The following is a 25,750-nucleotide window of genomic DNA, read 5'->3' on the forward strand; positions in this document are numbered from 1 at the left end:
GCGCCTGCTGACTTCACCAAACGTCCTGCTATAGTGCCAATCCATGAGCATGCCCGAACCCGTCCAGTCCGATGCTTTCAAACCCGATCCGATTCGGGAAGAAGTCGTTGCGTTGAGCGAACGGCTGGATCGTTTGCTGGACATGGTGCATCGCCTGCAGGAAGAAAACCGCAGCCTGCGTTTGAGCCAGGAACAACTGGCTACCGAGCGCGCCGGCTTGATGGCGCGTAACGAACAGGCACGCAGTCGCGTGGAAGCGATGATTCAGCGCCTGAAAGCACTCGAGCACAGCGGCTGATCCTCACGTCTCGCTGCCATGCCCGACGCGATGCCTTTCGACGATGAGTACTGTTTAGATGAGCACGAGTGAACCGGTTGCACTGCGACTGATCGATCGAGAATTCCTGATTGCCTGCGCGCCCGAAGAGCGCGAAGGGCTGCTCGAAGCTGCCAGCTATCTCGATCGCAAGATGCGCGAACTGCGCTCGGCTTCCAAGGCGCCCGGCTTTGACCGCCTGACGGTTTTGGCCGCAATCAGCATCACGCACGAATTTCTTGCCTTGCGCAAGCAAAGTAGCGGCCAAAGCCACAATCTGGGTGACGAATTGGTCGCCCTGCGTCGAAAGATCGACGCGGCCCTGGACGCGCAGCTGCATGGGCACCTAAAATAGTCCTCGGCGTTTTCTGCGGTGTGCGCCAGCGCACTCTTACATTTGCCTTGTTCCTAAATACGGCCCCGGGTCGGTTCTGTCACTGCTGTTGTGCATGTCCGCCCTCGTGCGGAAAGCCTCGAGGCGGTGCAAGCCCTCCCACCTGATCCATCGTGGATCAAGGTCGTTCGGTGAGCAGCGGCATCGCGGTTGACGCCACCTCTTCAGGCCAGTTCCGCCCCGATCGCCAGGACTTGCGATCGCGGACGGGGCGGCAAATCCCCCGAAAGCCAAGGAGACGCGACGTGGATGTTCAGCGACGCGAGCTACGCAAGCAGCTGGCCGAACGCCGCCGTGCCCTGTCGCCGGCCGAGCGCATCGCCGCCGCGCAAGGGCTGCGCCGCAGCCTGGAGCAGCTTCCCGAATACCTCACCGACGTTCGCGTGGCCGGTTACTGGGCCTGCGACGGCGAGTTGCCGCTGAATCTGGTGATTCCGCCCCTGGCGTCCCGCGGCCAGCAGTTCTACCTGCCCCTGATCCAGGACGACGGCACGTTGCGCTTCGCGCCGTGGAACGCCGGCGACGGGGTGCAACCCAACCGTTACGGCATTCCCGAACCGGCCGAACCCAAGGAGTGGCTGGCGCCGTTCCAGCTCGACCTGGTCCTGGTGCCCCTGCTTGGCTTCGATCGCCTCGGGCATCGCCTGGGCCATGGCGGCGGCTATTACGACCGCAGCTTTGCCTTCCTGCGCGAGCAGGGCCGCCCCACCGAGCCGCTATTGGTCGGCGTGGCCTACGATTTCCAGGAACTCCCCCAGCTCGACCAGGAAGCCTGGGACGTAAGCCTCGACTACATCGCCACCGAGAGCGAGTTGATCGACTGCCGCGCCACCGAAGAAGACGGAACTCCCGCATGACCAGTAAAAGAATCAGCCACTGGCTGATGAAGTCCGAGCCGGACACATTCTCCATCGACGATCTCGAGCGCAAGGGCCAGGAGGCCTGGGACGGCGTACGCAATTATCAGGCGCGCAACTTCATGCGCGACGGCATGCGGATTGGCGACAAGGTGTTTTTCTACCACTCCAACTGCGCCGAGCCGGGCATCGTGGGTATTGCCGAAGTGGCGACCGATGCTTATCCGGACCCCAGCCAGTTCGACCCCAAGAGCGATTATTTCGATAGCGGCAGCACGCGCGACAATCCGCGCTGGATGCTGGTCGAGGTCAAGTTCGTCAAGAGATTCAAACGCACCATTACGCTCGATGAGCTCAAGCAGCAGGAAGCGTTGGCCGACATGGCCCTGGTGCGCAAGGGCAACCGCCTGTCGGTCATGCCGGTGAGCGATGGCGACTGGAAGTACATCCTGAAACTGGCCTAGAGAACAAAGGCACGAAGAAAGCCGTTAATGCGCCCCCGGAGCAAATCGGGGATCATAGGCGTTTTCAACTTTTGGCCGTGTCATGAGCAGTCAGGAAAAGCGCCTCGCCGGCGAAGCCGCCATTCGCTATGTGGAAAAGGGCGCCATCATCGGCGTGGGCACCGGCTCCACAGTCGCCTTCTTTATCGACGCCCTGGCCGACCTGCGCGACCAGATCCAAGGCGCGGTGTCGAGCTCGGAGCAATCCACGGCCCAGCTGAAGAAGTACGGCATCCCGGTGCTCGATCTCAATGCCACCGGCCCGCTCAATATCTACATCGACGGTGCGGACGAATGCGACCCGCAGCGCCGCCTGATCAAGGGCGGCGGCGCCGCTCTGACGCGCGAGAAAATCATCGCCGAAGCAAGCGCCAAGTTTGTCTGCATCATCGATTCGAACAAGCGCGTGGATGTGCTGGGCACCTTTCCCCTACCGATCGAAGTCATCCCGATGGCGCGCAGCCTGATCGGTCGCGAGATCGTCAAGCGCGGCGGCCAGCCCGTCTGGCGCGACGGTGTGACCACCGATAACGGTAACTGGATCATCGACGTGCATGGCTGGCAGATCGCCGACCCGATCGCGCTGGAAAAGGACCTCAATCAGCTCCCCGGCGTAGTCTCGGTCGGCCTGTTTGCCCGCCGCCCGGCCGACGTGGTGCTGATCGGCGACCGCCTCATGGATTGAGTCCGATTCGTGCGCCGGAGGAAACGCTGCGTTGAATGCGGCGTCGAAATCGGCGTATTGAAACGGGCAAGGCCGTCTCCATTTTGGTGGCCAATCCCCCCATGTCCTCCATGGACAAAGGTATCGGTCATGCGTGCGCTACGTTCCTTAGTGCTCGCCCTGGCGATGCTGTCCACCACCACCGTCGCACTTGCACAAGAGACGGCCCCTGCGGTCAGCCTGGCTCAGCTCGGCGAGCTATACGTGAAATCCGGTCACATCATTCCGGACGGTTATCTCGATCAACGCGTCACCGTCAGTGCCGTGGTGGCTGAGGCTGCCCAGCGTGTGGGCAACGAGATGTTGGTAACGCTTACCGACGCGACAGACAAGGTCAAGGGCCACGCGACGATCGACCGGATGTCCGCGGCGAAGGCGAAGTCCCTGCATCAGGGGCAGGTGTTCAGCGCGGTCTGTACGGTGGAATTCAGCAGCAACGGGCCGATTGCGCTTGGGGATTGCGATCTTTGAGGGTCGGTTGCGGGTGGCGCTGAGGACTTAAAGCCCCCTCACCCCAACCCTCTCCCCCGGCAAAGCCAGGGGAGAGGGAGCCCGACTGAGGCAAGCTTTGCTCCCTCTCCCCTGGCTTTGCCGGGGGAGAGGGCTGGGGTGAGGGGGCTGGGTGCTCGCGGGATGGCCAGGCCGAAACCTCAGCCCCCGATCGCCTTGTGCATCGCCTCGATCACCGCCCGATAGTCCGGCGCGTTGAAGATCGCCGAACCGGCGACGAACGTATCCGCACCAGCGGCAGCAATCGCGCTGATATTGTCGGCCGTAACACCACCATCGACTTCCAGCCGAATCGCACGGCCGCTTTCATCGATGCGACGACGCACTTCGCGAATCTTGTCGAGCGCCTCGGGAATGAATTTCTGCCCGCCAAAACCCGGGTTCACCGACATGATCAACACCAGGTCGATCTTGTCGAGCGTGTAGTCGAGCCAGTTCAGCGGCGTGGCCGGATTGAATACCAGGCCGACATGACAGCCCGCGTCCTTGATCAAACCAATGGTGCGATCGACATGCTCGCTCGCCTCCGGATGGAAGCTGATCGAGTTGGCGCCGGCCTTGGCGAAATCCGGCGCAATGCGGTCGACCGGCTTGACCATCAGGTGCACGTCGATCGGCGCGGTGACGCCGTAATTGCGCAGCGATTTGAGCACCATCGGTCCGATGGTCAGGTTCGGCACGTAATGGTTGTCCATCACGTCGAAGTGCACCCATTGCGCACCGGCGTCGAGCGCCTTGACCGTGTCCTCGCCCAGGCGGGCGAAGTCGGCGGAAAGGATGGAGGGCGCGATGATTGGCGATTGCTTAGGCATGGTGGCTCAAGAGTAAAGGGTAAAAAGGAAAGAGATCGTCACGGCGCCCATCACTTAAACCCCCGCTCTGCCTTGATCCGCTCGTACGCCGCGTTGATCTCACTGGCCCGCGACTCGGCGCGACGGCGCATATCCTCGGGCAGATCGCCCAGGCGGTCCGGGTGGTGTTCGGAAATCAGCTTGCGATACGCGCGCTTGATCGCGCGATCATCGGCACCACGCTCGATACCAAGCACGGTATAGGGATCGGGCCCCTGCTGGTTGCGCTGCGGCGGTACGTAACCGCCTCCGTTGCCGGGGCCGCGCCGCCCACCCGCGCTGGCGTTCCAGGCGTAGCCTTTCATCGCCATCAGGGCCATCAGCTCCATGTCGCTCACGCGCAGCGCGAACGCCACCTGACGCAGCAGCGACATTTTCTCCGGCGGCGGGTTGCCTTCGGCCAGCACGGTTTCGATCACTACATCGAGTACCGGGAAGGCATGGTCGCGACGCAGGCCGACCCATTGGCGCAGACCGTCGATGGCCGGGGTGACGTCGAACTCCGGCTGCTTGCCGGCGTTGAAGCTGGTGATCGCCTGCTTGCGCTGCTCGGTATCCAGGCCCATGCGCGACATCAGGCGCTCGGCAATGGCGATTTCGGCTTCCGACACGCGGCCATCGGATTTGGCCACCGCACCGAGCAAGGCAAACAGCGGGCCGATAAAGCCGCCGACCTCCGGTGTGGCATAACGTCGCTTCTGACGCACGCCGTCGATGATGAAGCCGGCAATGCCACCGACGATGGCGCCGGGTATGCCGTGGCCAAAGATCAGGCCAGCAAAGGCCAGCAGGAGGGTCCAAGTAAGACTCATGGTGTCGCCTGTACCGGTGCTTGTGCGCTGTACCACTGGGCGAGCGCATCGAGATCGGCATCGCTCACGGGACCGATCGCCGCCTTCATCAGCGGCGCGTTGCGGCGACCATCGCGGTATTGCTTCAGCGCTTCGCGCAAATAGTCGAGTTTCTGCCCGGCCAGGTTCGGCGCGGCCGGAATCTGCGCCATGCCGGTTTCACCGTGACATGCCGCGCACAGCCCCAGGCGCGCCGGCTTGGGCGGCGTGGCGGCCATCACGGGTAGTGCGGCCAGCAAAAGTGCCGCGGTCAATACGGTTCGCATCGGCAATGCATGGGGGTTAAAACCGCCAATTCTACCAGCGCCGCCCGGCCCGGCGGCCATCCGGACAGTTACAATATGCTGCTTGAGCTTTTGCCCTGGAGCGCCCCGTGCCCACGACCCTGCTGCAATCGAACCTGCCCGGTCTGAACCTGATCCACCGCGGCAAGGTGCGCGACGTCTACGCGCTGCCCGACCATCGCCTGCTGATCGTTGCCAGCGACCGGCTCTCCGCCTTCGACGTGGTCCTGCCCGATCCGATCCCCGGCAAGGGCGAAATGCTGACCCAGATGTCCAATTTCTGGTTCGCCAAGACGGCGCATCTGGTTCCCAACCACCTACTCGACATCGCCCTGCAGAACGAGTTGCCTGAAGGCACGAACCTCGCCCTGTACCAGAAGCGCAGCGTGATCGCGCGCCGCCTGACCCCGGTACCGGTGGAGGCGATCGCCCGTGGCTACCTGATCGGGTCGGGCTGGAAGGACTACCAGGCCACCGGTTCGCTGTGCGGCATCAAGCTGCCGGTCGGCCTCAAGCAAGCCGAGCAACTGCCCGAGCCGATCTTCACCCCCTCGACCAAGGCCGCGGTCGGCGACCACGACCAGAATGTCAGCTTCGATGCCGTCGTTGCCGCGGTCGGCGCTGACCTCGCCGAGCAGGTGCGCGAAGCGACGCTGACCATCTACAAGTGGGCGGCGGCCTATGCGGCCGAGCGCGGCATCATCATCGCCGACACCAAGTTCGAATTCGGCACCGACGAGGACGGCAAGCTCTACGTCATGGACGAGATGCTGACGCCCGATTCCTCGCGTTTCTGGCCTGCCGACGAATACAAGGTCGGCATCAGCCCGCCCAGCTACGACAAGCAGTTCGTACGCGACTATCTGGAAACGCTCGGCTGGAACAAGCAGGCACCGGGCCCGAACGTGCCCGCCAGCGTGATCGAAGGCACCTCGGCCAAGTACGCCGAAGCGCTGCAGCGCCTGGCAGGCATCACGCTGGACTGAACGGCGCGATGAATTCCTGGATTCTGTTGGGCCTGGCCATCCTCGCCGAAGTGATCGGCACCAGCGCGCTCAAGGCATCGGCCGGATTCAGCCGGCTGTGGCCGAGTCTCGTGGTGATGGCAGGCTACGGCACGGCGTTTTATTTTCTCAGCCTTGCATTGCGCAGCATCCCGATCGGCGTCGCCTATGCGGTGTGGTCGGGTGCGGGCATCGTGCTGATCGCAGCGATCGGTACGGTCCTGTTCAAGCAGAAGCTCGATGCGCCCGCCCTGATCGGCATGAGCCTGATCGTCGCCGGTGTCCTGGTACTGAACCTGTTCTCCAAAGCCGGTTCGCATTGATGCATTCGCGCGAGGAAAACGCTGAATACTTCGCGCATCTGCTTGACCGGTACAGCAACGACCATCGGCATTCAGGGCATCGTTGGCTGTTGGCATGCTGCATCTTGCCGATCGCATGGAGCGCTATCGCGCTGGTCTGGACGATTCCCGTACCGCCGATGCTTGGTCGCCCCGGGTTCTGGGCGGTGATGCTGCAAGTGCTGCTTTTCAGCTGGTACTGGAAGTATTCGCGCCGGATCGGTGCGGCGATGTTCGTCGCGCTGCTGGCGCTGTCGTTGCTTACGCATCTGATTTATTCCGCAGTCGATCCGATACAGCTGCGCGGGTGGGCACTGGGTATTTTCCTGCTGGGGTGGCTCGGCGTGCTGCTGGGCCGCTTTCTCGAACAGCCCCGACCCAGCCTGCGTGATGAACTCACCGCTTTTTTTGTCGGCCCCGCCTGGTTTATGGATCGTCTGCTGCAACGCTTAGGAATCTCTTCATGACGCAACTGCTCACAGTGCTCAGCATGCTGTTCTGGTGGGTGCTCTACAGCAGCATCGGCGCGATCGTCCCGGCCTTGATCGCCTGGCTGGTGCTGCGCTGGGCAGAGCGATGCGCGGTGGTGTTCAACCGCACGTATCTTGCCTGCCTGCTGTGGAACCTCGCCGGCATGCTGTTGATCGCTGGCGTGGCCATGTATACGGGCCATGCGCGTCCGCCCTATGGCCCTCTGCTCGCTTCCAATGCGTTGCGCTGGGTGCTGGTGCTGAATATGTTCATCGGCGCACTGCTGCTGTGGCGCCTCATTCCGCGTGTCGATGCGCACCGCATCCGCCCTGCCAGTGCCTGCATGGCGGTCGCTATCGTGACCGCCATTGCATTTGGCATCGCCACGACACTCGCCAGTTAATTCAACCGGCGCGGCATGCCGCGCCCGGCAGCGAGTGCGGCTTCAGTCCAACCGGCGCGACAGCGCGAAGAACACCAGATTGCCCAGGCCTACCGCACCAGCCAGGATGGCGATGCTGCCGGCGTTGAAATTGTCGTTATACAGATACTGATTCAGTCCAAAACCCGCGGCCAACGCCAGCAGGACCACGCCCCAGCGCAACGATGCATACCGGCGCTGCCGTTCCTCCGTCTTCAGTATCGACTGCAGCCATGCCTCCGACGCGCCATTCTTGAACAGCTGCGAATGCAGCCGGGCGTCGATCAGGAGCTTGATCGCATAGGTAATGCACAGGAACAGCACAACCGGAACAATGACTTGTTGCATGACGTTCTCCACTACGCCAGAGGGCGGCTTGGTGAGATAGATACACGCGGCACGCCGACGGTTGCAGCGGCGAGGCTGCAACCGTCGAGGCCGTCGGTGTATCTCCAGCGAGATGGACAACTCAAATCAATGAATCAGGACCGCGTCCTGGTCCAAGCCGTGCTGGCCCGGGAAACGGGGGCCTTCGAACGCCTGGTACGCGAGTACCAGGGGCTGTGTTGGCACATCGTCTACCGGATGGTCCGCCACCCGGAGGACGCGCGCGAGCTTTGCCAGGACACGTTCCTGCGCGTTTACCGCTACCTGCACCAGTACCGCCAGGAGAGTTCGCTCAAATCCTGGATCGGCCAGATCGCCTTTACTGTCGCGCTGCGCCACCTCGAACGCCGTCGCATTCCCCTGGTCGAACCCCTGAACAACGAGAACGAGAACGACCCGATCGAGGAAATCGGCGACGGCTTCGACCTGGAAGCGGCCTGCGCGGATGACGAACTGCACCGGCACCTGCACGCCGCGATAGAGACGCTGCCGCCGCTGCAACGCACCGTGCTGACGCTCTATCATCTGGAGGAGATGACCATCCCGGAGATAGCCAGGATCACGGGCATGGCCGAAGGTACGATCAAGAGCCATCTTTTCCGTAGTCGCCGCCAGCTGCGCGGTGTGCTCGAAAGCCGGATAGGAACGACCTTATGAACCACGACGAGGAATGGCAGGCGCAGGAACAGGCCCTGCAGCGCGAACGAGCGCAATATGCCCACGACAATCGCGACAGCGCTCGGGTGCAGGGCTATCGCGTGGTCATGCGTGCCTTGAAGCAACCGCTGCCAGACCTGTTGCCAGAAAATTTTGCCGCGCGCGTTGCCGCACTCGCCGAACGTGACGCCATCCCACCGTCTCGCCTGGAAAATGGCCTGCTGGCGGCACTCATGACAACGCTGGTCTGCGGTTTGATCGTCTTGGCCGTGATCGACGGCCGCGACTGGCTCCATGCCATCGCCGACCTTCGCCTGTTCGGCAATCCCTGGATCTATGCCCTACTCGTCTGTCTGGCCATGTCGCAGGGCATTGCCTGGTTGCGCCCGGCTGATCGTCGCACTCATGGCCCGAAGGCCTGACGGTTAGCCGCGCGAACGGCCTGTACGAAGCTGCCGAACGGAATATCGGTGATACCGACCAGACCGATATGCATGTTCTCGCCATCGAGCAGGCGTCCGGTCACCGGTTGATCGGTGTACTGGAACCAGTGCGCGCCGACGATATTCGGATCGCTAGCCGCCGCCGCGATAAAACGCGCATAGGCTTCGCCGCGCTGCTGCTCGGTATAGACCGAAGCGATGCCATTCCCGAAAGGACCGCGATCTTTCGAGCCGAAATGGAACTCGGTAATCATGACCGGCTTGTTCGCCTGCGCTACCGCAGGGATGTCAAAACCATGCTGCGGCACATCGGTATAGGTGTTGACGCTCACCACATCGCAGTACGTGGCACAGGCAGCGACGGCTTCGGGCGTGTTCACCGCAAAGCGTCCGCCAAGAAACAGATGATGCGGGTCGTGACGACGCAACGCTTCGCTCACCACGCGGAAATACGTGTCGGCGTAGTCGCGTAGCCAGGCACTGTAATCGGCGGCGATGGCCGGATAGGCCGCCTTCGGTGCCGGCGGTACAAAACCCGACGCCTCCATCGTGTCCCATGAGGTCAGCGGGATACCCCAGGCAGAACCCAGCTTTATCGCGTCACCGTATTGGCTCTTGAGCTTGGCGATGAAGGCCTGCTTGGCCGCACTCTGCGCCTCGCCCCTGAGCGTACCGATCGCCAGGCCCCAGCGACCTCGCGGGCCCTGCCCGGCCCAGGCCAGTTCGTTGTCGGCGAAATAGCCGAGCAGCCAAGGATCGTCAACAACATCCTGTGTCGCCTTCGCGGCGGCTTTTTCCGCCGCCTCGACGAAGCGGGGATCGTAGGGATCAGGCATGCGCCCCCAGTAGTCATAGCCGCTGGAGACATTGCCGAACACGCCGTCGATATTGATCGAGCGCGTATAGGCGAGCTTATGCGCCTTGCCGAGCGCATCGTCACTCCAATTGCCGATGGTGTTGAAACCCCAGCTCTTCAGTCGCTCCAGCGTACGCGCATGCCATGCCGTCGCCCAATCCTTGCCGTCGACACGATAAAGATTGGCCGCATAAAAATCGAACCACTGACCGTGGTCGAACTTCAGTCCTTTGCGCGATGTTGCGTCGGCCTGTCGCGTATCGCTGTTGCCGTAAAAAGCCTTCCATTCGCCTTCATCGGCGGGCAGATCGCGAAACATGTATGCGCGATCCTGCACATAGGTGCGCGCGCCATCGAGAACGACCGCATTCATCCCTAGCGAAAAGAACGCGTGACCTTCCGGCGTCACCAGCCACCAGCGACCATCGCGCTTTTCGGAGCGAAACCAGCCTTTCGCGGCGAATGCCGGCAAGTCGAGTCGCCCGCCGTAGGTATCGAGCTTCGGCGCGCTGTCGTGCGCAGATCGCAGATCGGCTTGCGCCGCAGCCTGCGCCGCGCGCAGCGCCTGGTCGCTATCGATCTTTTCCGGCCACTGCTCGCGCGTGTACTGCCCCCAGCGATCGACAATGCCGGTATAGGCATGCTGTAGCGCATCGTCTCCGGCCACTCCTTCGACGGCGCCAAGCAACAAGGTCTGCGGCGCTTGTGGCGCGGGCATGCTCAAGCGCACGGCGCCTACGGCTCGCAGATTGAGCCGTCCCTCGACGGTCGTCGCCACGATCGTTCGACGACCCTGCTCGTCGAAGGGCATCGGTGGGCCTGCCTGCATGCCTCGGCTTCGCGGCGCTTCGGCACGCAGCGGCACCACCACGGTCTGTGCAGGCCCGGCGGGCAAGGCAACCACTGCACGCAGGGACTGGCCCGCGCGAACGCCATCGATGGTGATCTGAAGCGTCACATCCCAGGCCATCGCGTTCTGCACGGCGATGCGCAGTTCAGTCTTGTCGGACCAGTCCCAGCCCTTTGCGGGCGCCTGGATGGATATCTCTGGCGTTACCGAAGGAGCAAAGGTGTAGCGTCGCTGCTTGCCGCCCTGGGCATTGGTTTCCACGGCGTCGGCGCGCCGCACTTGCTGTAACTTCACGTTTGACGCATCCCCAGCGAGATCGAACGTCCCGGCATTGCTCGCGGTCTGGCAAGCCGTCAGTAGCAGCGCCGCCAGCCATGCCAATGAAATAAATTTCTTCATCGCGGCGCTCCCTTCCAAAAGTCCATAAGTATGGGCATCGTCGATGAAGGCCGGCTTGCCGGAATCAAGCCCCGCGCCGCGACCAGGCCTTCCAGCCCCAATAGACCGGCACACCGGCAAGAATCAACACCAGGCTCATACCGGCATCTTGTGGTGAATTGATGGTGGTGGCGATGATCACGCCCAGCACCACGCTCACGAACAAGATCGGCATCAAGGGATACAGCGGCACGCGATAGGGCGACGGCTCGTTGGCAAAACGGCGGCGATACCAGAACAGCGTGGCGATGCCGAAGGCGTGCGACAACCACTCACCCACCGTGGTGTAGTCGAGCAATTGGTTGAAGCTGCCGCTGGCCGCCAGCACGATCGCCCACGCGCCCAGCACGGCCAGCGCAATCTGCGGTGCATGCGTGCGAGGCTCGATGCGTCCCACCGCGCGAAAAAACATGCCATCCGCGCCCATGGTCTGTAGCACGCGCGCGCCACCGGCAATGGCGATGCTGCAATAGCCGAAGGTCGAGCACGCAATACCAATGGCAATCAGGGTGGCGCCGCGATCGCCCAACCACGCACGCACCAGGTCGGCGGCAGGCGCGTGGCTGGCCGCGAGCCCTGCGTGTCCCAACCCGGACAGGTAGGCGATATTGACCAGCACGTAGCACACCACCACCGTGCCCATGCCCAGCGCAAGCGCGCGCGGCAAGGTGCGCTGCGGTTCGCGCACTTCGCCGGCCAAATCGTTGAGATAGTGGAAACCGCCATAGGTAAAGAGCACCGGCAACAGCGCGCCCAGGAAGCTCCACGACGCAACCGGGTGTGCCGTATCGGCACTCAACACGAGACCGAGCCGACCCTGTGCCAGGGCCAAGCCAGCGACCACCACCAGCACGATCGCGCCGAGCTTCAGCAGCGTGAAGAGGTTCTGCATGCGCGCGCCAGCGCGGATGCCGAACAGGTTCACCCCGACGATAAAGGCGATCGCGCCCGCGGCCACCGGCTTGATCCAGAAATGCGAAAGGCCGAGCGCGACGCAAAAATAATCGGCAAAGGTCGTGGCCACCGCCGCCACGCTGCCGGGATAGTTGATCAGCGCCATCGTCCAGCCGAACAAAAAAGCCGGCAGCTGGCCGAACGCCTCGCGTAAATAGATGTAGACACCACCGGCCTGCGGTCGCCGCGCACCCAGCTCGGCGTAACAGAGCACGCCGGTCAGCGTAAGCAGGCCGCCGATGGCCCAGAGCAGCAACAACTCCCAGCCCGAGCCGGTGCGTTCGGCCACGGTGGAGGCGCTGCGAAAGATACCGGCGCCGATGACACCGCCAACCACGATGGCGGCGGCATCCCAGATGCCCAGGCGGCGTACATAAGCGGAAGTGTGATCGGTCATAGGGGTGAACCATGCCATCTTGCGGCCATCCAGGGCCAGCCCCCTGTCGGCACGGAAAAAATTTCGTCAGCCAAATGAAGAAAGCCGCCGCTCGCGTGTATATATCCGGGAAGGCCGCTTTCGCCGGCCACCTGGGGAGATCATGAAATACGTAGTGAAGCTGGGAATCATCGGACTGGCGCTTGTTCTTGGCGGCTGCCATCGACATACGGATTCGGCGGCGCCAGCTGCTGGCGATGCAAAGGCAACGCAACCCATGGCGTTACGGATCTACGACGTCCCGGCAGCACAGACGGAGTCCCTGCGGCAAGCGCTCGCCATGGCACTCGCGCCGGGATCACAGGCAGCTGTCACCAGCCCCGGGCCAGGCAAACTATTGATCTACGCGCCAGAGAGCTCGCAGGACTCTATCAGCGGCGCGCTATCGAGCCTTGCCAGCAATAAAAAGGACAACACCAGCCCTGCCTCGCTGAATCTACGCTTCTGGATCGTCGATGCGATCCATGGCGACGGTGCAGACGATGGCGCACTCAACGTGCTTGGCGACGTACTCAAGTCCTGGCGCACCTCGATGGGGCCTGCACATTTCAAACTGGTGGAAGCGGCTTCCGGTTCGGTGCGTGAAGGTGGGCAAGGCGAAATCATCACCGACTATCAGTTTGGCTATGCAACCAGCGTGTCGACGTCGGGCGATATCGATATCCAGCTCCAGGTGCACAACCTGCTGAATCCCGTGCACCCGCAGGGGTTGAGCCGCTTCACTGGGCAGTTGAACGTAACCCCTGGGCAATTCGTCGTGCTGGCACAGGCGCCTGCTTCCAACACTGAGACAGCCGCTGGCAGCGATGCATCCATGGCGCGCCTGCTGGTTATGCGAGTCGATCGCACACAGCAGCGTTAAGCCCTCATGGCACTGCGCGAGGAAGCGCTGTATGCAAGTTACCGCCGACTCGAGCGTTCGCTCTACAACGTGCTTTATCGCCAGCTCTGGCAGTCGCAGGATTGCCAGGACCTTGTCCACGATGCGTTCATGCGCATCTGGGAGCGCCGCGAAAAAGTCGAAGAGGCAACGCTCGACGCACTGGTGTGGACGACCGCGCTCAACCTGGCGCGCAATCGCCTGCGCTGGCGCAAGCTGTGGCGAGGAGATGCCATCGAAGACCACATCGAACAGCTGCATGTGGAAACCGAGTCGCATGACTTCCTGGCCGAACGCCAACTGCATCAGGCATTGCGCGGATTACCGCAACGACAACGCGAGGTCTTGCTGATGTCCGAATACAGCGAGCTGAAAACCTCTGAAATCGCGCGTATCCTCGGCATTCCCGAAGGCACCGTGGCGTCGCGCAAACACCAGGCGCTTGCACGCTTGAAGACCTTGATCGGAGGCGAGCCATGAGCGAGCTTCGCAAACTCTCGCCCGAACGCACGCCGCCGCCCGGCGGCCTGCTGCGCCTGCAGTACGACATCGCCGCGCAGCGTCCGAAAGCGCACGTCGCTCGCTGGAGCTGGCTGGCGACGGCGGCATCACTGGTTCTGCTGGCATGCCTGCTCCCCCTCTGGCCCACCCATCGGGACAGCGATCTCGACGGCGCGCTGCGCAGCGCGTTGGAAAACCGATCGTCCGGCGACACAGTCAACGTTCGCGACGGCGCCGCCCTGGCCATACCGAGCGGACACCCGAACGTGCGGATCTATCTGGTGCAGAGCCTGCCGGCTTCGGCCGCAACCGTGGCAACCCCGGCACAGTAGACCCGGGCCCGCGCGAAGGATTTCCACCGGCATTAGAATCGATGCCGCCCTCGCTAACCGACACCCTGTGCCCCCATCCCCTCGCAAGATCCTCCACGTCGACATGGACGCGTTCTACGCGTCGGTGGAGCAGCGTGACGATCCTTCGTTGCGCGGCAAGCCGGTGGTGGTGGCCTGGAAAGGAGCGCGCTCGGTGGTGTGTGCAGCAAGCTACGAGGCGCGAACCTTTGGCGTGCGCTCGGCCATGCCGGCGATACGTGCCGAGCGGCTATGTCCGCAGGCGATCTTCGTGCCGCCGGATTTCGTGCGCTACAAGGCGGTGTCCCGACAGGTGCGCGAGATTTTCGCGCGACATACCGACCTGATCGAACCGCTGTCGCTGGACGAGGCTTATCTCGACGTCACCGAGACCAAGACCGGCCTGTCGAGCGCCACGGCGACGGCCGAAGCGATCCGCGCGGCGATTCGCGAGGAAACCAGCCTGACCGCTTCGGCCGGCGTGGCGCCGAACAAGTTTCTTGCCAAGATCGCCTCGGACTGGCGCAAGCCCGATGGCCTGTTCGTGGTGCGCCCGCATCAGGTCGAAGCCTTCCTCACGCCATTGAAGGTCGGCAAGTTGCCCGGCGTGGGCAAGGTGATGGAGGCCAAGCTGACCGAACTGGGGATTTCAACGGTGGGCGAACTGCGAGCGCTCGGGCAGGCGGCGCTGGAACAGCGCTTCGGTCAGTGGGGCCGGCGACTGCACGAACTGTCGCTGGGCATCGACGAGCACCCCGTGCAACCCGATCGCCTCACCTTGCAGGTGTCGGCCGAAGACACGTTCCAGAACGATCTGACCCTGGACGAACTGGAGCCGCATATCCGACGCCTTGCCGAGAAGACCTGGGCGGCCCATCAGCGCGAAGCTCTGGGCGGCCGTATCGCGCGCACCATCGTGCTCAAGCTCAAGACCGCGAACTTTCATACCCTCACGCGCAGCCTCACGCCTTCGGTGCGGCCTCGCTCGGCGCAAGAGCTTGCCGATCTGGCCTGCGCCCTGCGTGAACGCGTCGAGCGACCGGCCAGCGATCTCTATCGCCTGGTCGGCGTAGGCTTGGCGGGCTTCGTGGAGCAGGACAGCTTTCTCGCCCAGGGCGATCTGTTCGACAATGTCTACGATTAACGCCGCGCGGCCGGGCGCACCCAGGGGTCAACGAGGATTGCCATGCATTTGGAAATTCCAAAGGTCAAGCTGCATTCGCTGAAAGAATTCCTTTCGCACTATTTGATGATCGTGCTCAGTATTCTTACTGCGCTCGGCTTGGAACAGTGGATCGAACATGTACACCATGAGAGAGCGGCGGAAACGGCGAGCCGACAGATCGAGGCTGAGCTCGCCAACGATCTTGCCGAGACAAGAGATGCCAGGCAAACCAATGCGGAAGACCTGAAGCCGCTGCTGGAGCTGGACAAACTGATTACTGCCGACGTGCTGGCGGGCACGGATAGCAAGACGATCAACGAACATATTCGGGCACACAGCAAGCAATTCGACATCAATATCCACTGGCCCATCTTCGCGAGCCAGGCTTGGGACGTGGCGGTTGCCAATCAAAGCGCCAGCTGGATTCCTGCCGACCGCCTCAATAGTTACTCGGGCGCCTACGCCGATCAGCGACACGCCACCGAATGGCTGAGCCAGGACAGCACGCTATTGCTCAGTGCGCCGCGTATGGTGGATATACGTACGAAGGTGGAGCTTGGGCGCGATGTCGATCCGATCGAGTTCATTACCGTGCTGCGCCAGATGATCGCTACCGTGCAAGGCACGCAGTCGCATCTGGAGCAGTTGGAGCCGCATATGGTGGCGGCGTTGGGGAAACACGAATAATCCTCCCCCTAGTCGTCATTCCGGCGGAGGCCGGAATCCATTCCTCAGTTCTCGCTCGTCAGATAACGTTCGGCAAGCGGTCACGCTGAGGAATGGATTCCGGCCTACGCCGGAATGACGAAGATGGGAGACCGAGGCGATTTATTGGCGCGTCGCCACGAAGAACAATCGCGGAAACGGTAACAGCGCCGTACCGTCGGGAAGGATGGTGTACTCCTTCGCCACAGCCGCTTCGTAACGCGCCAGATACGCAACGCGCTCGCCCTCGTCCAGCGGTTCGAGAAACGGCCGCAGGCCCGAACCCTTGAACCATTCGACAATCGCCGCCGCACCGCCCGCCAGCGGATGGTGATAGATCGTCCGCCACACGTTCACCTCCGCGCCCTGCTCGCGCAATACACGGTAGTACCAGTCAGCGCTATGACGACTGTCGCGCGCACGCGGTGCGCTCGCCAGCTTCGCCGCCCACGGTCCATCGACGGCAATCTCGCGCATCAAGCGATGCGCCGGTTCGTCGAGGTTGTCTGGCATCTGCACCGCGAGGCTGCCTCCCGTCGCCAATTTGTCCAGCAACGCGGGCAATAACACCGCATGGTCGGGCACCCATTGCAGCGCGGCATTGGAAAGAATGACATCGAACGGACCCGGTTCGCTCCAGCTTGCGATATCGCCGAGATCGAAGCGCACATCAGGCAAACGTCGGCGCGCGGCCTCGAGCATATCCTGCGAACTATCCATACCGACAATCGCGGCACCCGGGAATTTGCTTTGCAGGAACTCGGTCGAGTTGCCGGGGCCACAGCCTATATCCGCTGCGCGCCCGACGTGCTCATTGAATACTTGGGCAAGCAGATCGCGAATCGGTCGGTTCCGTTCGTCTTCGAACTTGCTGTACTGGGTGGCTGACCAACTCATCGTGCTACTCCCAAACGTAAAAAGCCCCCATCGATCGTCAGATCCATGGGGGCTTCGAAGGTCATGAATTGAATCGACCTGTGCTTACTTTTTCTTCTTCGGCATGTACAGGTCGGTGATGGTGCCTTCATAGGCTTCCGCCGCCATGCCGACCGATTCGCTCAAGGTCGGATGCGGATGGATCGTCAGGCCAATATCGGCCGCTTCCGAACCCATCTCGATCGCCAGGGCGACTTCCGAAATCAGATCGCCCGCATGCGGACCGACGATGCCGCCGCCGACCACGCGATGTGTTTCTTCGTCGAACAGCAGCTTGGTAAAGCCTTCGGTGCGGTCGATGCCGATCGCGCGGCCGCTGGCGGCCCATGGGAATTTGCCCACGCCGATCTTCAGGCCCTTTTCCTTCGCCTCACGCTCGGTCACGCCAACCCAGGCGATTTCCGGATCGGTATAGGCCACCGACGGGATCACCCGTGCATCGAAGTGCGTCTTCATGCCGGCAGCGACTTCGGCCGCGACCTTGGCCTCGTGCGTGGCCTTGTGCGCCAGCATCGGCTGACCAACCAGGTCGCCAATGGCGAAGATATGCGGCACGTTGGTACGCATCTGCGTATCGACGTTGATAAAGCCGCGTTCGGTCACCGCCACACCGGCCTTGTCGGCACCGATCTTGTTGCCGTTCGGCGAGCGGCCGACCGACACCAGTACGCGATCGAACAGCGTGGTTTCGGGGATGTTCTCGCCTTCGTAGCTGACTTCGATGCCTTTCTTGGTGGCCTTGGCCTCGACCACCTTGGTCTTGAGGTGGATGCCCTTGACCTTGCTCGCCAGGCGCTTGGCCAGCGGCTTGATCAGGTCGGCATCGGCACCGGGAATGATCTGGTCCATGAACTCGACCACGGTCACTTCGCTGCCCAGCGCTGCGTACACCGTCGCCATTTCCAGGCCGATGATGCCGCCGCCGACAACCAACAGTTTCTTCGGCACGTCCTTCAGCTCAAGCGCACCGGTCGAATCCATGATGCGCTCGTCGTCCCACGGGAATGCCGGCAGGCGCACCGACTGCGAGCCGGCAGCGATCACCGCCTTCTCGAAACGGATCAGCTTCTTGCCGTCCTTGCCTTCCACTTCCAGTTCGTTGGGCGACACGAAACTGCCCACGCCCTGCACGGTCCGCACCTTGCGCTGCTTGGCCATGGTGCCCAAGCCGCCGGTCAGCTGACCAACGACCTTGCTCTTGAAACTGCGCAGCTTGTCGATATCGATCTTCGGCTTGCCGAAGCTCACGCCGTGGGCGGCCATCGCCTCGGCTTCGTCGATCACCGCCGCGGCATGCAGCAGCGCCTTGGACGGAATGCAACCGACATTGAGGCAGACGCCACCGAGCGTTTCATAGCGTTCGACCAGCACCGTATCCAGGCCGACATCGGCACCACGGAACGCAGCGGTGTAGCCGCCAGGGCCCGAGCCAAGCACGAGCAACTGGCATTCGATGTCCGCCGTACGACCACTGGCACCGGCAGCCTTCGGTGCCGGAGTAGCGGCAGGAGCTGATGCGGGCGCGGCCTTGGGAGCAGTGGCTGCCGGCGTGGGTGCCGCCGGTGCAGGCGCCGGAGCGGCAGCGTCCGACGTTTCCAGCACGGCAATCACCGCGCCTTCGGAAACTTCGTCGCCAACCTTGAGCTTGAGCTCCTTGATCACGCCGGCGGCGCTGGAGGGAATCTCCATCGTCGCCTTGTCCGACTCGAGGGTGATCAGGCTCTGTTCTTTCTCGACTTTGTCGCCGACGTTGACCAGTACTTCGATCACCGGCACGCCATCGTGGCCGCCGATGTCGGGGACTTTGATTTCGATCGTGTTCGCCATGATTCGAATCCCCCGGTCAGAGCAACAGGCGACGGATGTCGCCCAGCTGCGTGGCCAGGAAGGACGCGAAACGCGCGGCAAGCGCGCCGTCGATCACGCGATGGTCGTAGGACAGCGACAGCGGCAGGATCAGGCGTGGCGCGAATTCCTTGCCGTTCCAGACCGGCTTGGTGGATGCCTTGGACACACCCAGGATCGCCACTTCCGGCGCATTGACGATCGGCGTGAACGACGTGCCGCCAATCCCGCCCAGCGAGGAAATCGAGAAGCAGCCGCCGGACATGTCGGCCGGACCGAGCTTCTTGTCGCGCGCCTTCTTGGAGATCTCGCCCAGCTCCAGCGCGAGGTCGAGCAGACCCTTCTTGTCGCAATCGCGGATCACCGGCACCACCAGGCCATCGGGCGTATCCACCGCGATGCCGATGTGGAAGTACTTCTTGAGGATCAGCTTCTCGCCGCTTTCGTCGAGCGAGGCGTTGAACTGCGGGAATTTCTTCAGCGCCGCGACCACCGCCTTGATCTGGAACACCAGCGGGGTGACCTTCAGATCCTTGTTCTCTTCGCCAAGCTTCTTGCGGAAGGCTTCGAGCTCGGTGATATCGGCATCTTCGTGCTGGGTGACGTGCGGAATCATCGCCCAGTTGCGCGCCAGATTGGCACCGGAAATCTTCTGGATGCGCGACAGCGGCTTTTCTTCGATCTCGCCGAACTTGGCGAAGTCGACCTTCGGCCACGGCAGCAGGTTCAGCCCGCCGCCACCGCCGACCGCCGCGCCGCCCGTCACCGGACGCGCGCCCGAAGCCAACGCATGCTTCACGTAGGCACTGATGTCTTCGCGCACGATACGGCCACCGCGGCCCGAGCCCTTCACCTGGTGCACGTCCACACCCAGCTCACGCGCGAAAGCGCGGATAGCGGGGCTGGCATACGGCGCATCGCCCGGCATCACGATGCCAGCGTCGAACGGCGGACGGGCCTGCGGCGGTACATCGCCTTCGGGCGCATTGCCCGGCAGGATGCTGCGGCCGCCGATCGGCGCGGGCTTTTCTTCGACCCTGGCTGCCGCCGGGGTGGCTGCCGGAGCCGGCGCAGGTGCCGGAGCCGCACCGCCTTCGGACGACTCGATCAGGGCGATCACATCGCCTTCGGACAGTTCATCACCCAGCTTGACCTTCAACTCCTTCACCACGCCACCGAACGGGGCCGGCACTTCCATCGTGGCTTTGTCCGATTCGAGCGTAATCAGGCCCTGGTCCTTGGCGACCGTGTCGCCGACCTTGACCAGCACTTCGACCACCGGCACACCGGTGCTGCCGATGTCGGGCACCTTGGCTTCGCGGACTGCACCGCCGCCGGCCGCCGGAGCGGGGACAGGCGCGCTCTTGGCCGGCTCGGCCGCCTTGGCAGCAACGGGTGCAGGTGCAGGTGCAGGTGCAGGTGCAGGCGCCGGAGCGGCGGCCTGCGGCGCGGGCGCAGTGGCGCCGTCTTCAGCCTCGATGATCGCGATCACGGTGCCTTCGGACACCTCGTCGCCCACCTTCAGCTTCACTTCCTTGACCGTACCTGCGAACGGCGCGGGCACCTCCATCGTCGCCTTGTCCGATTCCAGCGTGATCAGGCTCTGTTCCTTGGCGACCTTGTCGCCCGGTTTGATCATCACTTCGATCACCGGCACATCGGCCTGGCCGATATCGGGAACACGCGCTTCTTTCAGGTCGGCCATGATTTCTCCTGCGGATACTTGGGTGGCGCACCGCTCGGGGATGGCGGCCGCAAGGCCTCACATAATAGCGAACAGGCAATGGTTTCGGGCGCCTTGGATCGATCTCAGGAGACGAATAGCTGCCATTCGGCCCCGTACGGGGAGGGGCCAGGAGTGAGTGGAGAGGAGTGAGGAGTAAGAGAGAGCAGCCAAGCCGGCTTTTACTCACTCATCACTCATCCTGGCTCGCTCCTGGCTTAGGGGGTAGGAGTGAGGGGAGAGAGTGCCCGCCCAGCCTGCTTTCTCTCACTCCTCACTCCTCTTCACCCACTCCTGGCTCTTCCACCCCCATGACCTTAAGCGCATGCCGCCCGCCCGCGCGCCCTCTAAGCTGGCTGTAACGCCGCCATCGCGGCCTCCCAGGTGGTGTCATGCTCAACATCCGCGATCTGTCCAAGACGTATGCCAATGGGGTCAAGGCCTTACGCCAGGTTTCCTTGGACATTCCGCACGGCATGTTCGGGCTGCTCGGCCCCAACGGGGCGGGCAAATCCTCGCTGATGCGCACTATCGCGACGCTGCAGGATCCGGATGCGGGCAGCATCACGCTCAACGGGCAGGATCTGCTGGCCGACAAGCAGGCCACCCGCCGCCTGCTCGGCTACCTGCCGCAAGAATTTGGGGTGTACCCGAAGGTCTCCGCCGAGGCCATGCTCGATCACTTTGCGGTGCTCAAGGGCGTGACCCACAAGCGCGAACGGCGCGAACTGGTCGAGGCCCTGCTTCGACAGGTGAATCTCTGGGACGTACGCAAGCGCAAGCTCGGCACGTATTCCGGCGGCATGCGGCAACGCTTCGGCATCGCCCAGGCGCTGATCGGCGATCCGCGCCTGGTCATCGTCGACGAACCCACTGCCGGCCTCGACCCGGAAGAACGCAACCGCTTTCTTAACCTGCTCGCCGAAATTGGCGAACGAGTGGTGGTGATTCTTTCCACGCATATCGTCGAGGACGTCACCGACCTGTGTCCGCGCATGGCGATCATCGGCCAGGGCGAGGTGCTGCTCAGCGGCGAACCGCTGGAAACCATCCGCGCCCTCGACGGGCGTGTCTGGCGACGCTCGATCGACAAGTCCGAACTGGACGGCTATCGCGCACGCATGAACATCCTTTCCACCCGCCTTACCGGTGGCCGTACGCAAATCCACGTGCTGGCGGACAGCTCGCCCGGCGAAGGTTTCGAAACGGTATCCCCCGATCTCGAAGACGTCTATTTCGGCGAACTGCGCAAGCAGGCCGCGGCCAAGACCGCCTGACCGGCGCCGGACAAGGACGCACTCATGCTCTTCGAAATCTTTCGTTTCGAGCTACGCCAGCAGCTGAAATCACCGTTGTTCTGGGTGATTGCGCTTGTCTATGGCGCCGTAGCTTTTCTGGTTGCCAGCAGCGACGCGGTGGCCCTGGGCGGCGCTAGCGGAAACGTGCTGCGCAACGCACCGATGGTGATCGCGCGACTTCTCGGCTCACTGTCTGTCGTGAGCATGTTCCTGGTGACCGCTTTCGTTGCGACTTCGGCGTTGCGCGATTTCGACATGCGCACGTCGGAGCTTGTCTTTACGACACCAGTCAGCCGCGGCGCGTATCTGGGAGGGCGCTTCCTCGCCGGTTACACGACGACACTGGCCGTTATGGTGGTCTGCGCCATCGGCATCGCCCTGGGCGGCGCCATGCCCTGGATCGACCAGGTACGGATGGGGCCTTTCAGCCTTGCCGGCTACACCTGGGGCATGGGCGTCATCGTCATCCCCGACATGCTGCTGATTGCGGCATTGCTGTTTTTACTGGCTACCGCAACGCGTTCGCTGCTGGCCACTTATATCGGCGTGATCGTGTTCTTCCTGCTGTTTGTCATCTCCGGACGACTGACCCAGGACATCAACAACCACACGATTGCCGCCCTGATCGACCCGTTCGGCATTCGCACTGTGGGCCTGACCACCCGCTACTGGTCAGCCGATCAGTTCAATCACCAATTGCCCCAGCTTGACGGCTTACTGCTGTTCAATCGCCTGATCTGGATCGGCGTCGCGCTGGTGATGTTCGCGGCGGCGTTCTGGTTGTTCCGCGCCAATCGCGAGGGCGTACAGCTACCGCAACGGAAAAAGAAACGTGGCGAGCCGCCGATCCTGCGCACGCCGCATGCCGGTGCATTGAACCTGCCCAAAGTCCAGTTGCGCGACGACGCCCGCGCGCACCGCGCACAGTTCAGCAAGCTGTTCATGTTCGACACCATGAGCGTGCTCACTGGCGTGCCCTTCCTGATCATGCTGGTGCTCGGCCTCGTCAACCTGATTCCGGCCATCATTTTTTCCGGGCAGATCTATGGCACGCCGACCTATCCTGTCACCCACCAGATGCTGGAGATCGTGCGGGGCGCCTTTCATTGGCTGCTCTATATCATCGTCACCTTCTATGCGGGCGAACTGGTCTGGCGCGATCGCAGCCTGCGTGTCGCCGAAGTAAGCGATACCTACCCCCTGCCGAACTGGGTCACGCTGCTGTCCAAGCTGATGGCATTGACCGTCGTCATCTTCGTGTTCCTGGTGACCGGTTCGCTGGTTGCCATGGTGTGGCAACTTACTCACGGTTACACGCAGCTGGAGTTGTCGCTCTATCGAAGCCAGTTGCTGCTGAACGCCGTACCCTTCCTGCTGCTGGGCGCGCTCGCGCTGTTTCTGCAGGTGATTTCGAACAACAAGTTCCTCGGTTATCTGCTGACGATCCTGTGGTTCGTCTGGCTGATCGGCTTCGGCTTCCTCCATTGGGACCACAACCTTTACACCTTCGGCGGCACGCCGGAACTGCCCTACTCCGATATGAACGGCTACGGGCGATTCATGAAAGCCGTCCTCTGGTTCGACTTTTACTGGGCATGCTGCGCGACCGTCCTGCTTTGCCTGGCATCGCTTTTCTGGGTGCGCGGCACCGACCAGACCTGGCGCCAACGCCTAAGCGAGGCGCGTCGGCGCATGCGCGCGCCGATGAAGATCGCCATGGGCGTGGCGCTGCTGGCATTTATCGGCAGCGGAGCATGGATCTTCTACAACACCAATGTGCTCAATCACTACAAGAACAGCGAAGCGGAGAAGATCGAGCACGCCGACTATGAAAAGCTCTACGCCAAGTACCGCAACATCCCGCAACCGCGCATAGCGGCGATCAAGGCAGACGTAGACATCTATCCGGACGAACCGAACCGGATCGAGTTCCGCGTGCACTACACGCTGACAAATAAGCACGATCAGCCGATCAGCGATCTGCACGTCAATACCGATACCGACTTCACCATGAAGTCGCTGAACTTCGCGCCGCATGACGTGATAAGCGACGATAAGAGGCTCGGCTATACGATCTACAGGCTGAAGACCCCGCTGGCGCCAGGCGCGTCGATGGACTTCGATTTCGATATGGAATATGCCCCCAAGGGCTTTACCAACAGCCCCGAAGGCGAGTTCCTGGCTGGCAACGGCACGTTCGTCAACAGCGGCGTGCTGCCGAAATTCGGTTACCAGGACGGCAATCAGATCACCGACCGCAACGACCGGCGCAAGTACGGCCTGTCGGCCGAGGTGCCGCGGATGCCCAAGTTGGGTGACGAGAAGGCGCGCGCGAACACCTACATCGCCAACGATGCCGACTGGCTGGCCTTCGACACGACGGTCTCGACCTCCGCCGATCAGATCGCGCTGGCACCGGGTTACCTGCAGAAGGAATGGACCGCCAACGGCCGCCATTACTTCCATTACGTTATGGACAAGCCGATGCTGCCGTTTGCAGCGTGGCTGTCGGCGCGTTACGCGGTCAAACGCGACCATTTCAAGGACATTGCGATCGAGGTCTACTACAACCCCGCGCACTCCTGGAATGTCGACCGGATGATCGAGGGCGTAAAGGACGCATTGGCCTACTACGACGCCAACTACACGCCCTATCAGTTCCGCCAGGTACGCATCCTGGAGTTCCCCAACTACGCCAGCTTTGCGCAGTCCTTCGCCAACACGATTCCGTTCTCCGAATCGATCGGCTTTATCGCCGACCTGCGCGACACCTCGAAGATCGACTATCCGTACTACGTCACTGCGCACGAAGTGGCGCATCAATGGTGGGCGCATCAGGTGATCGGCGCGAATATGCAGGGCTCGACCATGCTCAGCGAGTCGCTGGCGCAGTATTCGGCGTTGATGGTGATGGAGCATCGCTACGGCGCCAACCAGATGCGCAAGTTCCTCAAGTACGAACTCGACGCCTACCTGGGCGGCCGCGCGGGTGAGGCGGTGGCCGAAGAGCCCCTGGCCAAGGTCGAGAACCAGCAGTACATCCACTACCGCAAGGGCTCGCTGATCTTCTACGCGCTGAAGGACTATATCGGCGAAGGCACCTTCAATGGTGTGCTCAAGCGGTTCCTGGAAGCCAAGCAGTTCCAGCAGCCGCCGTATACGACGTCACAGGAATTCATGGACAGCCTGCGTGCCTCGGTCGACCCGAAATGGCATCCGGTGCTGGACGATTTCTTCTGGAAGATCACGCTGTACGACAACCGCATGACCGAAGCGACGGCCAAGAAACTGCCCAACGGCAAGTATCAGGTCACGCTCAAAGTGCATGCCGGCAAGATCTACGTCGACGGCAAGGGCAAGGAAACCGATGCCGACCCGGGCATCCCGCTCGACATCGGCGTGTTCGCCGCCTCGCCGGGGAACGGCCAGGAAGGCAAACCGCTTTATCTGCAAAAGCGCGACATACCCAAGGGCGACAGCACGATCACCGTCGAGGTCGATGGTGTGCCGGCCACGGCGGGTATCGACCCTTACAACAAGCTGATCGATCGGGTTTCCGATGACAATCGGCGGAGTGTCAGTTTGCAGTAAGTAGGGGGCCGGAGGCGACCTTGAAGAAACTCGGCAGCCTCTTCCTATTCGTCATCCCGGCGAAGGCCGGGATCCACTCCTCAGTTCTCGTTTTTCAGATAGCGTTTGGCAAGCGGCCACGTTGAGGAGTCGATCCCGGCCTTCGCCGGGATGACGATGAAGACTGAGGTTGTTCGAGCTCTTGAAGCTGCGCCGAAGAAACGTGGTC

The 25,750-nt window shown here is 62.5% G+C and carries 28 protein-coding genes and 1 other RNA gene; 20 read left to right on the plus strand and 9 right to left on the minus strand.

Annotation, left to right across the window (positions count from 1 at the left end):
* Positions 1–43: 43 nt before the first annotated feature.
* The 7 genes from QMG46_RS00760 to QMG46_RS00790 all read left to right on the plus strand — a co-directional run bounded on the left by QMG46_RS00760 (position 44) and on the right by QMG46_RS00790 (position 3,265).
* On the plus strand, positions 44–298 hold the full coding sequence (locus tag QMG46_RS00760; RefSeq protein ID WP_281850513.1) for a TIGR02449 family protein: 255 nt from the start codon (positions 44–46) through the stop codon (positions 296–298).
* 58 nt (positions 299–356) lie between these two features.
* On the plus strand, positions 357–671 hold the full coding sequence (locus QMG46_RS00765) for a cell division protein ZapA (RefSeq protein ID WP_281850514.1): 315 nt from the start codon (positions 357–359) through the stop codon (positions 669–671).
* Between the two features lie 7 nt (positions 672–678).
* Positions 679–867: non-coding RNA, 6S RNA (ssrS, locus tag QMG46_RS00770), on the plus strand.
* Between the two features lie 88 nt (positions 868–955).
* Positions 956–1,567 (plus strand): 5-formyltetrahydrofolate cyclo-ligase, encoded by a 612-nt coding sequence (locus QMG46_RS00775; protein ID WP_281850515.1) that lies wholly within the window; start codon positions 956–958, stop codon positions 1,565–1,567.
* Complete coding sequence (locus QMG46_RS00780) at positions 1,564–2,031, plus strand: EVE domain-containing protein (RefSeq protein WP_281850516.1); 468 nt, start codon at positions 1,564–1,566, stop codon at positions 2,029–2,031. Before QMG46_RS00775 ends, QMG46_RS00780 begins: the two co-directional genes overlap by 4 nt.
* Before the next feature lie 82 nt (positions 2,032–2,113).
* Positions 2,114–2,755, plus strand: coding sequence for a ribose-5-phosphate isomerase RpiA (rpiA, locus tag QMG46_RS00785; RefSeq protein WP_281850517.1), 642 nt, complete (start codon positions 2,114–2,116; stop codon positions 2,753–2,755).
* A gap of 129 nt (positions 2,756–2,884) precedes the next feature.
* Positions 2,885–3,265: an OB-fold protein gene (locus tag QMG46_RS00790; protein WP_281850518.1), complete on the plus strand. Its 381-nt coding sequence runs from the start codon at positions 2,885–2,887 to the stop codon at positions 3,263–3,265.
* Between the two features lie 179 nt (positions 3,266–3,444).
* Here QMG46_RS00790 and rpe read toward each other — a convergent pair whose 3' ends face one another.
* The 3 genes from rpe to QMG46_RS00805 are packed head-to-tail and all read right to left on the minus strand — an operon-like array spanning position 3,445 to position 5,272.
* Positions 3,445–4,116 (minus strand): ribulose-phosphate 3-epimerase, encoded by a 672-nt coding sequence (gene rpe, locus QMG46_RS00795; RefSeq protein ID WP_281850519.1) that lies wholly within the window; start codon positions 4,114–4,116, stop codon positions 3,445–3,447.
* Positions 4,117–4,166: 50 nt separating this feature from the next.
* Positions 4,167–4,967: a co-chaperone DjlA gene (djlA, locus tag QMG46_RS00800; protein ID WP_281850520.1), complete on the minus strand. Its 801-nt coding sequence runs from the start codon at positions 4,965–4,967 to the stop codon at positions 4,167–4,169.
* Complete coding sequence (locus QMG46_RS00805; protein ID WP_281850521.1) at positions 4,964–5,272, minus strand: c-type cytochrome; 309 nt, start codon at positions 5,270–5,272, stop codon at positions 4,964–4,966. Before QMG46_RS00805 ends, djlA begins: the two co-directional genes overlap by 4 nt.
* 107 nt (positions 5,273–5,379) lie before the next feature.
* Here QMG46_RS00805 and QMG46_RS00810 point away from each other — a divergent pair, with 107 nt between their 5' ends.
* From QMG46_RS00810 to QMG46_RS00825, 4 genes are read left to right on the plus strand one after another with little or no spacing between them, the layout of a single operon-like run.
* Complete coding sequence (locus QMG46_RS00810) at positions 5,380–6,276, plus strand: phosphoribosylaminoimidazolesuccinocarboxamide synthase (protein ID WP_281850522.1); 897 nt, start codon at positions 5,380–5,382, stop codon at positions 6,274–6,276.
* Between the two features lie 8 nt (positions 6,277–6,284).
* Entirely contained in the window at positions 6,285–6,617 is a 333-nt protein-coding gene (locus QMG46_RS00815; protein ID WP_281850523.1) for an SMR family transporter, read from the plus strand.
* Positions 6,617–7,102 carry an Mpo1-like protein gene (locus tag QMG46_RS00820; RefSeq protein ID WP_281850524.1) on the plus strand — a complete coding sequence of 162 codons (486 nt, stop codon included), beginning with the start codon at positions 6,617–6,619 and terminating at the stop codon, positions 7,100–7,102. The genes QMG46_RS00815 and QMG46_RS00820 overlap by 1 nt, the downstream gene beginning before the upstream one ends.
* Positions 7,099–7,509: a hypothetical protein gene (locus tag QMG46_RS00825; RefSeq protein WP_281850525.1), complete on the plus strand. Its 411-nt coding sequence runs from the start codon at positions 7,099–7,101 to the stop codon at positions 7,507–7,509. The genes QMG46_RS00820 and QMG46_RS00825 overlap by 4 nt, the downstream gene beginning before the upstream one ends.
* A gap of 42 nt (positions 7,510–7,551) precedes the next feature.
* Here the strand turns inward: QMG46_RS00825 and QMG46_RS00830 are convergent, their stop codons facing one another.
* Positions 7,552–7,875 (minus strand): DUF6249 domain-containing protein, encoded by a 324-nt coding sequence (locus QMG46_RS00830; protein ID WP_281850526.1) that lies wholly within the window; start codon positions 7,873–7,875, stop codon positions 7,552–7,554.
* A 129-nt stretch (positions 7,876–8,004) separates the two neighbouring features.
* Between QMG46_RS00830 and QMG46_RS00835 the strand changes: the two genes are divergently transcribed.
* Together QMG46_RS00835 and QMG46_RS00840 are read left to right on the plus strand one after the other, a co-directional pair.
* On the plus strand, positions 8,005–8,571 hold the full coding sequence (locus tag QMG46_RS00835) for an RNA polymerase sigma factor (protein WP_281850527.1): 567 nt from the start codon (positions 8,005–8,007) through the stop codon (positions 8,569–8,571).
* Positions 8,568–8,993: a hypothetical protein gene (locus tag QMG46_RS00840; RefSeq protein WP_281850529.1), complete on the plus strand. Its 426-nt coding sequence runs from the start codon at positions 8,568–8,570 to the stop codon at positions 8,991–8,993. The genes QMG46_RS00835 and QMG46_RS00840 overlap by 4 nt, the downstream gene beginning before the upstream one ends.
* Here QMG46_RS00840 and QMG46_RS00845 read toward each other — a convergent pair.
* Positions 8,975–11,119, minus strand: coding sequence for a beta-agarase (locus QMG46_RS00845; protein ID WP_281850530.1), 2,145 nt, complete (start codon positions 11,117–11,119; stop codon positions 8,975–8,977). The genes QMG46_RS00840 and QMG46_RS00845 overlap by 19 nt on opposite strands.
* Positions 11,120–11,183: 64 nt before the next feature.
* Positions 11,184–12,509 (minus strand): APC family permease, encoded by a 1,326-nt coding sequence (locus tag QMG46_RS00850; RefSeq protein ID WP_281850531.1) that lies wholly within the window; start codon positions 12,507–12,509, stop codon positions 11,184–11,186.
* Between the two features lie 142 nt (positions 12,510–12,651).
* On the opposite strand from QMG46_RS00850, the gene QMG46_RS00855 reads away from it, so the two are divergent.
* The 5 genes from QMG46_RS00855 to QMG46_RS00875 all read left to right on the plus strand — a co-directional run bounded on the left by QMG46_RS00855 (position 12,652) and on the right by QMG46_RS00875 (position 16,131).
* The gene (locus QMG46_RS00855) at positions 12,652–13,410 is read left to right on the plus strand and encodes a hypothetical protein (protein ID WP_281850532.1); all 759 of its coding nucleotides are present in this window, start codon (positions 12,652–12,654) and stop codon (positions 13,408–13,410) included.
* A 6-nt stretch (positions 13,411–13,416) separates the two neighbouring features.
* Positions 13,417–13,908, plus strand: a complete 492-nt coding sequence (locus tag QMG46_RS00860) for an RNA polymerase sigma factor (RefSeq protein ID WP_281850533.1) — start codon at positions 13,417–13,419, stop codon at positions 13,906–13,908.
* Complete coding sequence (locus tag QMG46_RS00865) at positions 13,905–14,261, plus strand: hypothetical protein (RefSeq protein ID WP_281850534.1); 357 nt, start codon at positions 13,905–13,907, stop codon at positions 14,259–14,261. Before QMG46_RS00860 ends, QMG46_RS00865 begins: the two co-directional genes overlap by 4 nt.
* A 103-nt stretch (positions 14,262–14,364) precedes the next feature.
* Positions 14,365–15,423: a DNA polymerase IV gene (gene dinB, locus QMG46_RS00870; protein WP_281850535.1), complete on the plus strand. Its 1,059-nt coding sequence runs from the start codon at positions 14,365–14,367 to the stop codon at positions 15,421–15,423.
* Between the two features lie 42 nt (positions 15,424–15,465).
* Entirely contained in the window at positions 15,466–16,131 is a 666-nt protein-coding gene (locus tag QMG46_RS00875) for a hypothetical protein (protein ID WP_281850536.1), read from the plus strand.
* A 141-nt stretch (positions 16,132–16,272) separates the two neighbouring features.
* On the opposite strand, the gene tam is transcribed toward QMG46_RS00875, so the two are convergent.
* The 3 genes from tam to aceF all read right to left on the minus strand — a co-directional run bounded on the left by tam (position 16,273) and on the right by aceF (position 20,635).
* Positions 16,273–17,046 carry a trans-aconitate 2-methyltransferase gene (gene tam / locus QMG46_RS00880; protein WP_281850537.1) on the minus strand — a complete coding sequence of 258 codons (774 nt, stop codon included), beginning with the start codon at positions 17,044–17,046 and terminating at the stop codon, positions 16,273–16,275.
* An 84-nt stretch (positions 17,047–17,130) separates the two neighbouring features.
* Positions 17,131–18,912, minus strand: coding sequence for a dihydrolipoyl dehydrogenase (lpdA, locus tag QMG46_RS00885; protein WP_281850538.1), 1,782 nt, complete (start codon positions 18,910–18,912; stop codon positions 17,131–17,133).
* Positions 18,913–18,928: 16 nt separating this feature from the next.
* Positions 18,929–20,635: a dihydrolipoyllysine-residue acetyltransferase gene (gene aceF / locus QMG46_RS00890; RefSeq protein WP_281850539.1), complete on the minus strand. Its 1,707-nt coding sequence runs from the start codon at positions 20,633–20,635 to the stop codon at positions 18,929–18,931.
* Positions 20,636–21,045: 410 nt separating this feature from the next.
* Here aceF and QMG46_RS00895 point away from each other — a divergent pair, with 410 nt between their 5' ends.
* Together QMG46_RS00895 and QMG46_RS00900 are read left to right on the plus strand one after the other, a co-directional pair.
* The gene (locus QMG46_RS00895) at positions 21,046–21,930 is read left to right on the plus strand and encodes an ABC transporter ATP-binding protein (RefSeq protein ID WP_281850540.1); all 885 of its coding nucleotides are present in this window, start codon (positions 21,046–21,048) and stop codon (positions 21,928–21,930) included.
* A gap of 24 nt (positions 21,931–21,954) precedes the next feature.
* Positions 21,955–25,542 carry an ABC transporter permease/M1 family aminopeptidase gene (locus QMG46_RS00900; RefSeq protein ID WP_281850541.1) on the plus strand — a complete coding sequence of 1,196 codons (3,588 nt, stop codon included), beginning with the start codon at positions 21,955–21,957 and terminating at the stop codon, positions 25,540–25,542.
* Positions 25,543–25,750 lie beyond the last annotated feature (208 nt).

Source organism: Dyella sp. GSA-30, assembly GCF_027924605.1.
Classification (GTDB): domain Bacteria; phylum Pseudomonadota; class Gammaproteobacteria; order Xanthomonadales; family Rhodanobacteraceae; genus GSA-30.

What these genes read in the sequence shown, in the direction of transcription:
- QMG46_RS00760 (WP_281850513.1), top strand. Translation starts at nt 44, where the DNA reads ATGAGCATGCCCGAACCCGTCCAGTCCGATGCTTTCAAACCCGATCCG.
- QMG46_RS00765 (WP_281850514.1), top strand. Translation starts at nt 357, where the DNA reads ATGAGCACGAGTGAACCGGTTGCACTGCGACTGATCGATCGAGAATTC.
- QMG46_RS00780 (WP_281850516.1), top strand. Translation starts at nt 1,564, where the DNA reads ATGACCAGTAAAAGAATCAGCCACTGGCTGATGAAGTCCGAGCCGGAC.
- rpiA (WP_281850517.1), top strand. Translation starts at nt 2,114, where the DNA reads ATGAGCAGTCAGGAAAAGCGCCTCGCCGGCGAAGCCGCCATTCGCTAT.
- QMG46_RS00790 (WP_281850518.1), top strand. Translation starts at nt 2,885, where the DNA reads ATGCGTGCGCTACGTTCCTTAGTGCTCGCCCTGGCGATGCTGTCCACC.
- rpe (WP_281850519.1), bottom strand. Translation starts at nt 4,116, where the DNA reads ATGCCTAAGCAATCGCCAATCATCGCGCCCTCCATCCTTTCCGCCGAC.
- djlA (WP_281850520.1), bottom strand. Translation starts at nt 4,967, where the DNA reads ATGAGTCTTACTTGGACCCTCCTGCTGGCCTTTGCTGGCCTGATCTTT.
- QMG46_RS00805 (WP_281850521.1), bottom strand. Translation starts at nt 5,272, where the DNA reads ATGCGAACCGTATTGACCGCGGCACTTTTGCTGGCCGCACTACCCGTG.
- QMG46_RS00815 (WP_281850523.1), top strand. Translation starts at nt 6,285, where the DNA reads ATGAATTCCTGGATTCTGTTGGGCCTGGCCATCCTCGCCGAAGTGATC.
- QMG46_RS00820 (WP_281850524.1), top strand. Translation starts at nt 6,617, where the DNA reads ATGCATTCGCGCGAGGAAAACGCTGAATACTTCGCGCATCTGCTTGAC.
- QMG46_RS00825 (WP_281850525.1), top strand. Translation starts at nt 7,099, where the DNA reads ATGACGCAACTGCTCACAGTGCTCAGCATGCTGTTCTGGTGGGTGCTC.
- QMG46_RS00830 (WP_281850526.1), bottom strand. Translation starts at nt 7,875, where the DNA reads ATGCAACAAGTCATTGTTCCGGTTGTGCTGTTCCTGTGCATTACCTAT.
- QMG46_RS00835 (WP_281850527.1), top strand. Translation starts at nt 8,005, where the DNA reads ATGAATCAGGACCGCGTCCTGGTCCAAGCCGTGCTGGCCCGGGAAACG.
- QMG46_RS00840 (WP_281850529.1), top strand. Translation starts at nt 8,568, where the DNA reads ATGAACCACGACGAGGAATGGCAGGCGCAGGAACAGGCCCTGCAGCGC.
- QMG46_RS00845 (WP_281850530.1), bottom strand. Translation starts at nt 11,119, where the DNA reads ATGAAGAAATTTATTTCATTGGCATGGCTGGCGGCGCTGCTACTGACG.
- QMG46_RS00850 (WP_281850531.1), bottom strand. Translation starts at nt 12,509, where the DNA reads ATGACCGATCACACTTCCGCTTATGTACGCCGCCTGGGCATCTGGGAT.
- QMG46_RS00855 (WP_281850532.1), top strand. Translation starts at nt 12,652, where the DNA reads ATGAAATACGTAGTGAAGCTGGGAATCATCGGACTGGCGCTTGTTCTT.
- QMG46_RS00860 (WP_281850533.1), top strand. Translation starts at nt 13,417, where the DNA reads ATGGCACTGCGCGAGGAAGCGCTGTATGCAAGTTACCGCCGACTCGAG.
- QMG46_RS00865 (WP_281850534.1), top strand. Translation starts at nt 13,905, where the DNA reads ATGAGCGAGCTTCGCAAACTCTCGCCCGAACGCACGCCGCCGCCCGGC.
- dinB (WP_281850535.1), top strand. Translation starts at nt 14,365, where the DNA reads ATGGACGCGTTCTACGCGTCGGTGGAGCAGCGTGACGATCCTTCGTTG.
- QMG46_RS00875 (WP_281850536.1), top strand. Translation starts at nt 15,466, where the DNA reads ATGCATTTGGAAATTCCAAAGGTCAAGCTGCATTCGCTGAAAGAATTC.
- tam (WP_281850537.1), bottom strand. Translation starts at nt 17,046, where the DNA reads ATGAGTTGGTCAGCCACCCAGTACAGCAAGTTCGAAGACGAACGGAAC.
- lpdA (WP_281850538.1), bottom strand. Translation starts at nt 18,912, where the DNA reads ATGGCGAACACGATCGAAATCAAAGTCCCCGACATCGGCGGCCACGAT.
- aceF (WP_281850539.1), bottom strand. Translation starts at nt 20,635, where the DNA reads ATGGCCGACCTGAAAGAAGCGCGTGTTCCCGATATCGGCCAGGCCGAT.
- QMG46_RS00895 (WP_281850540.1), top strand. Translation starts at nt 21,046, where the DNA reads ATGCTCAACATCCGCGATCTGTCCAAGACGTATGCCAATGGGGTCAAG.
- QMG46_RS00900 (WP_281850541.1), top strand. Translation starts at nt 21,955, where the DNA reads ATGCTCTTCGAAATCTTTCGTTTCGAGCTACGCCAGCAGCTGAAATCA.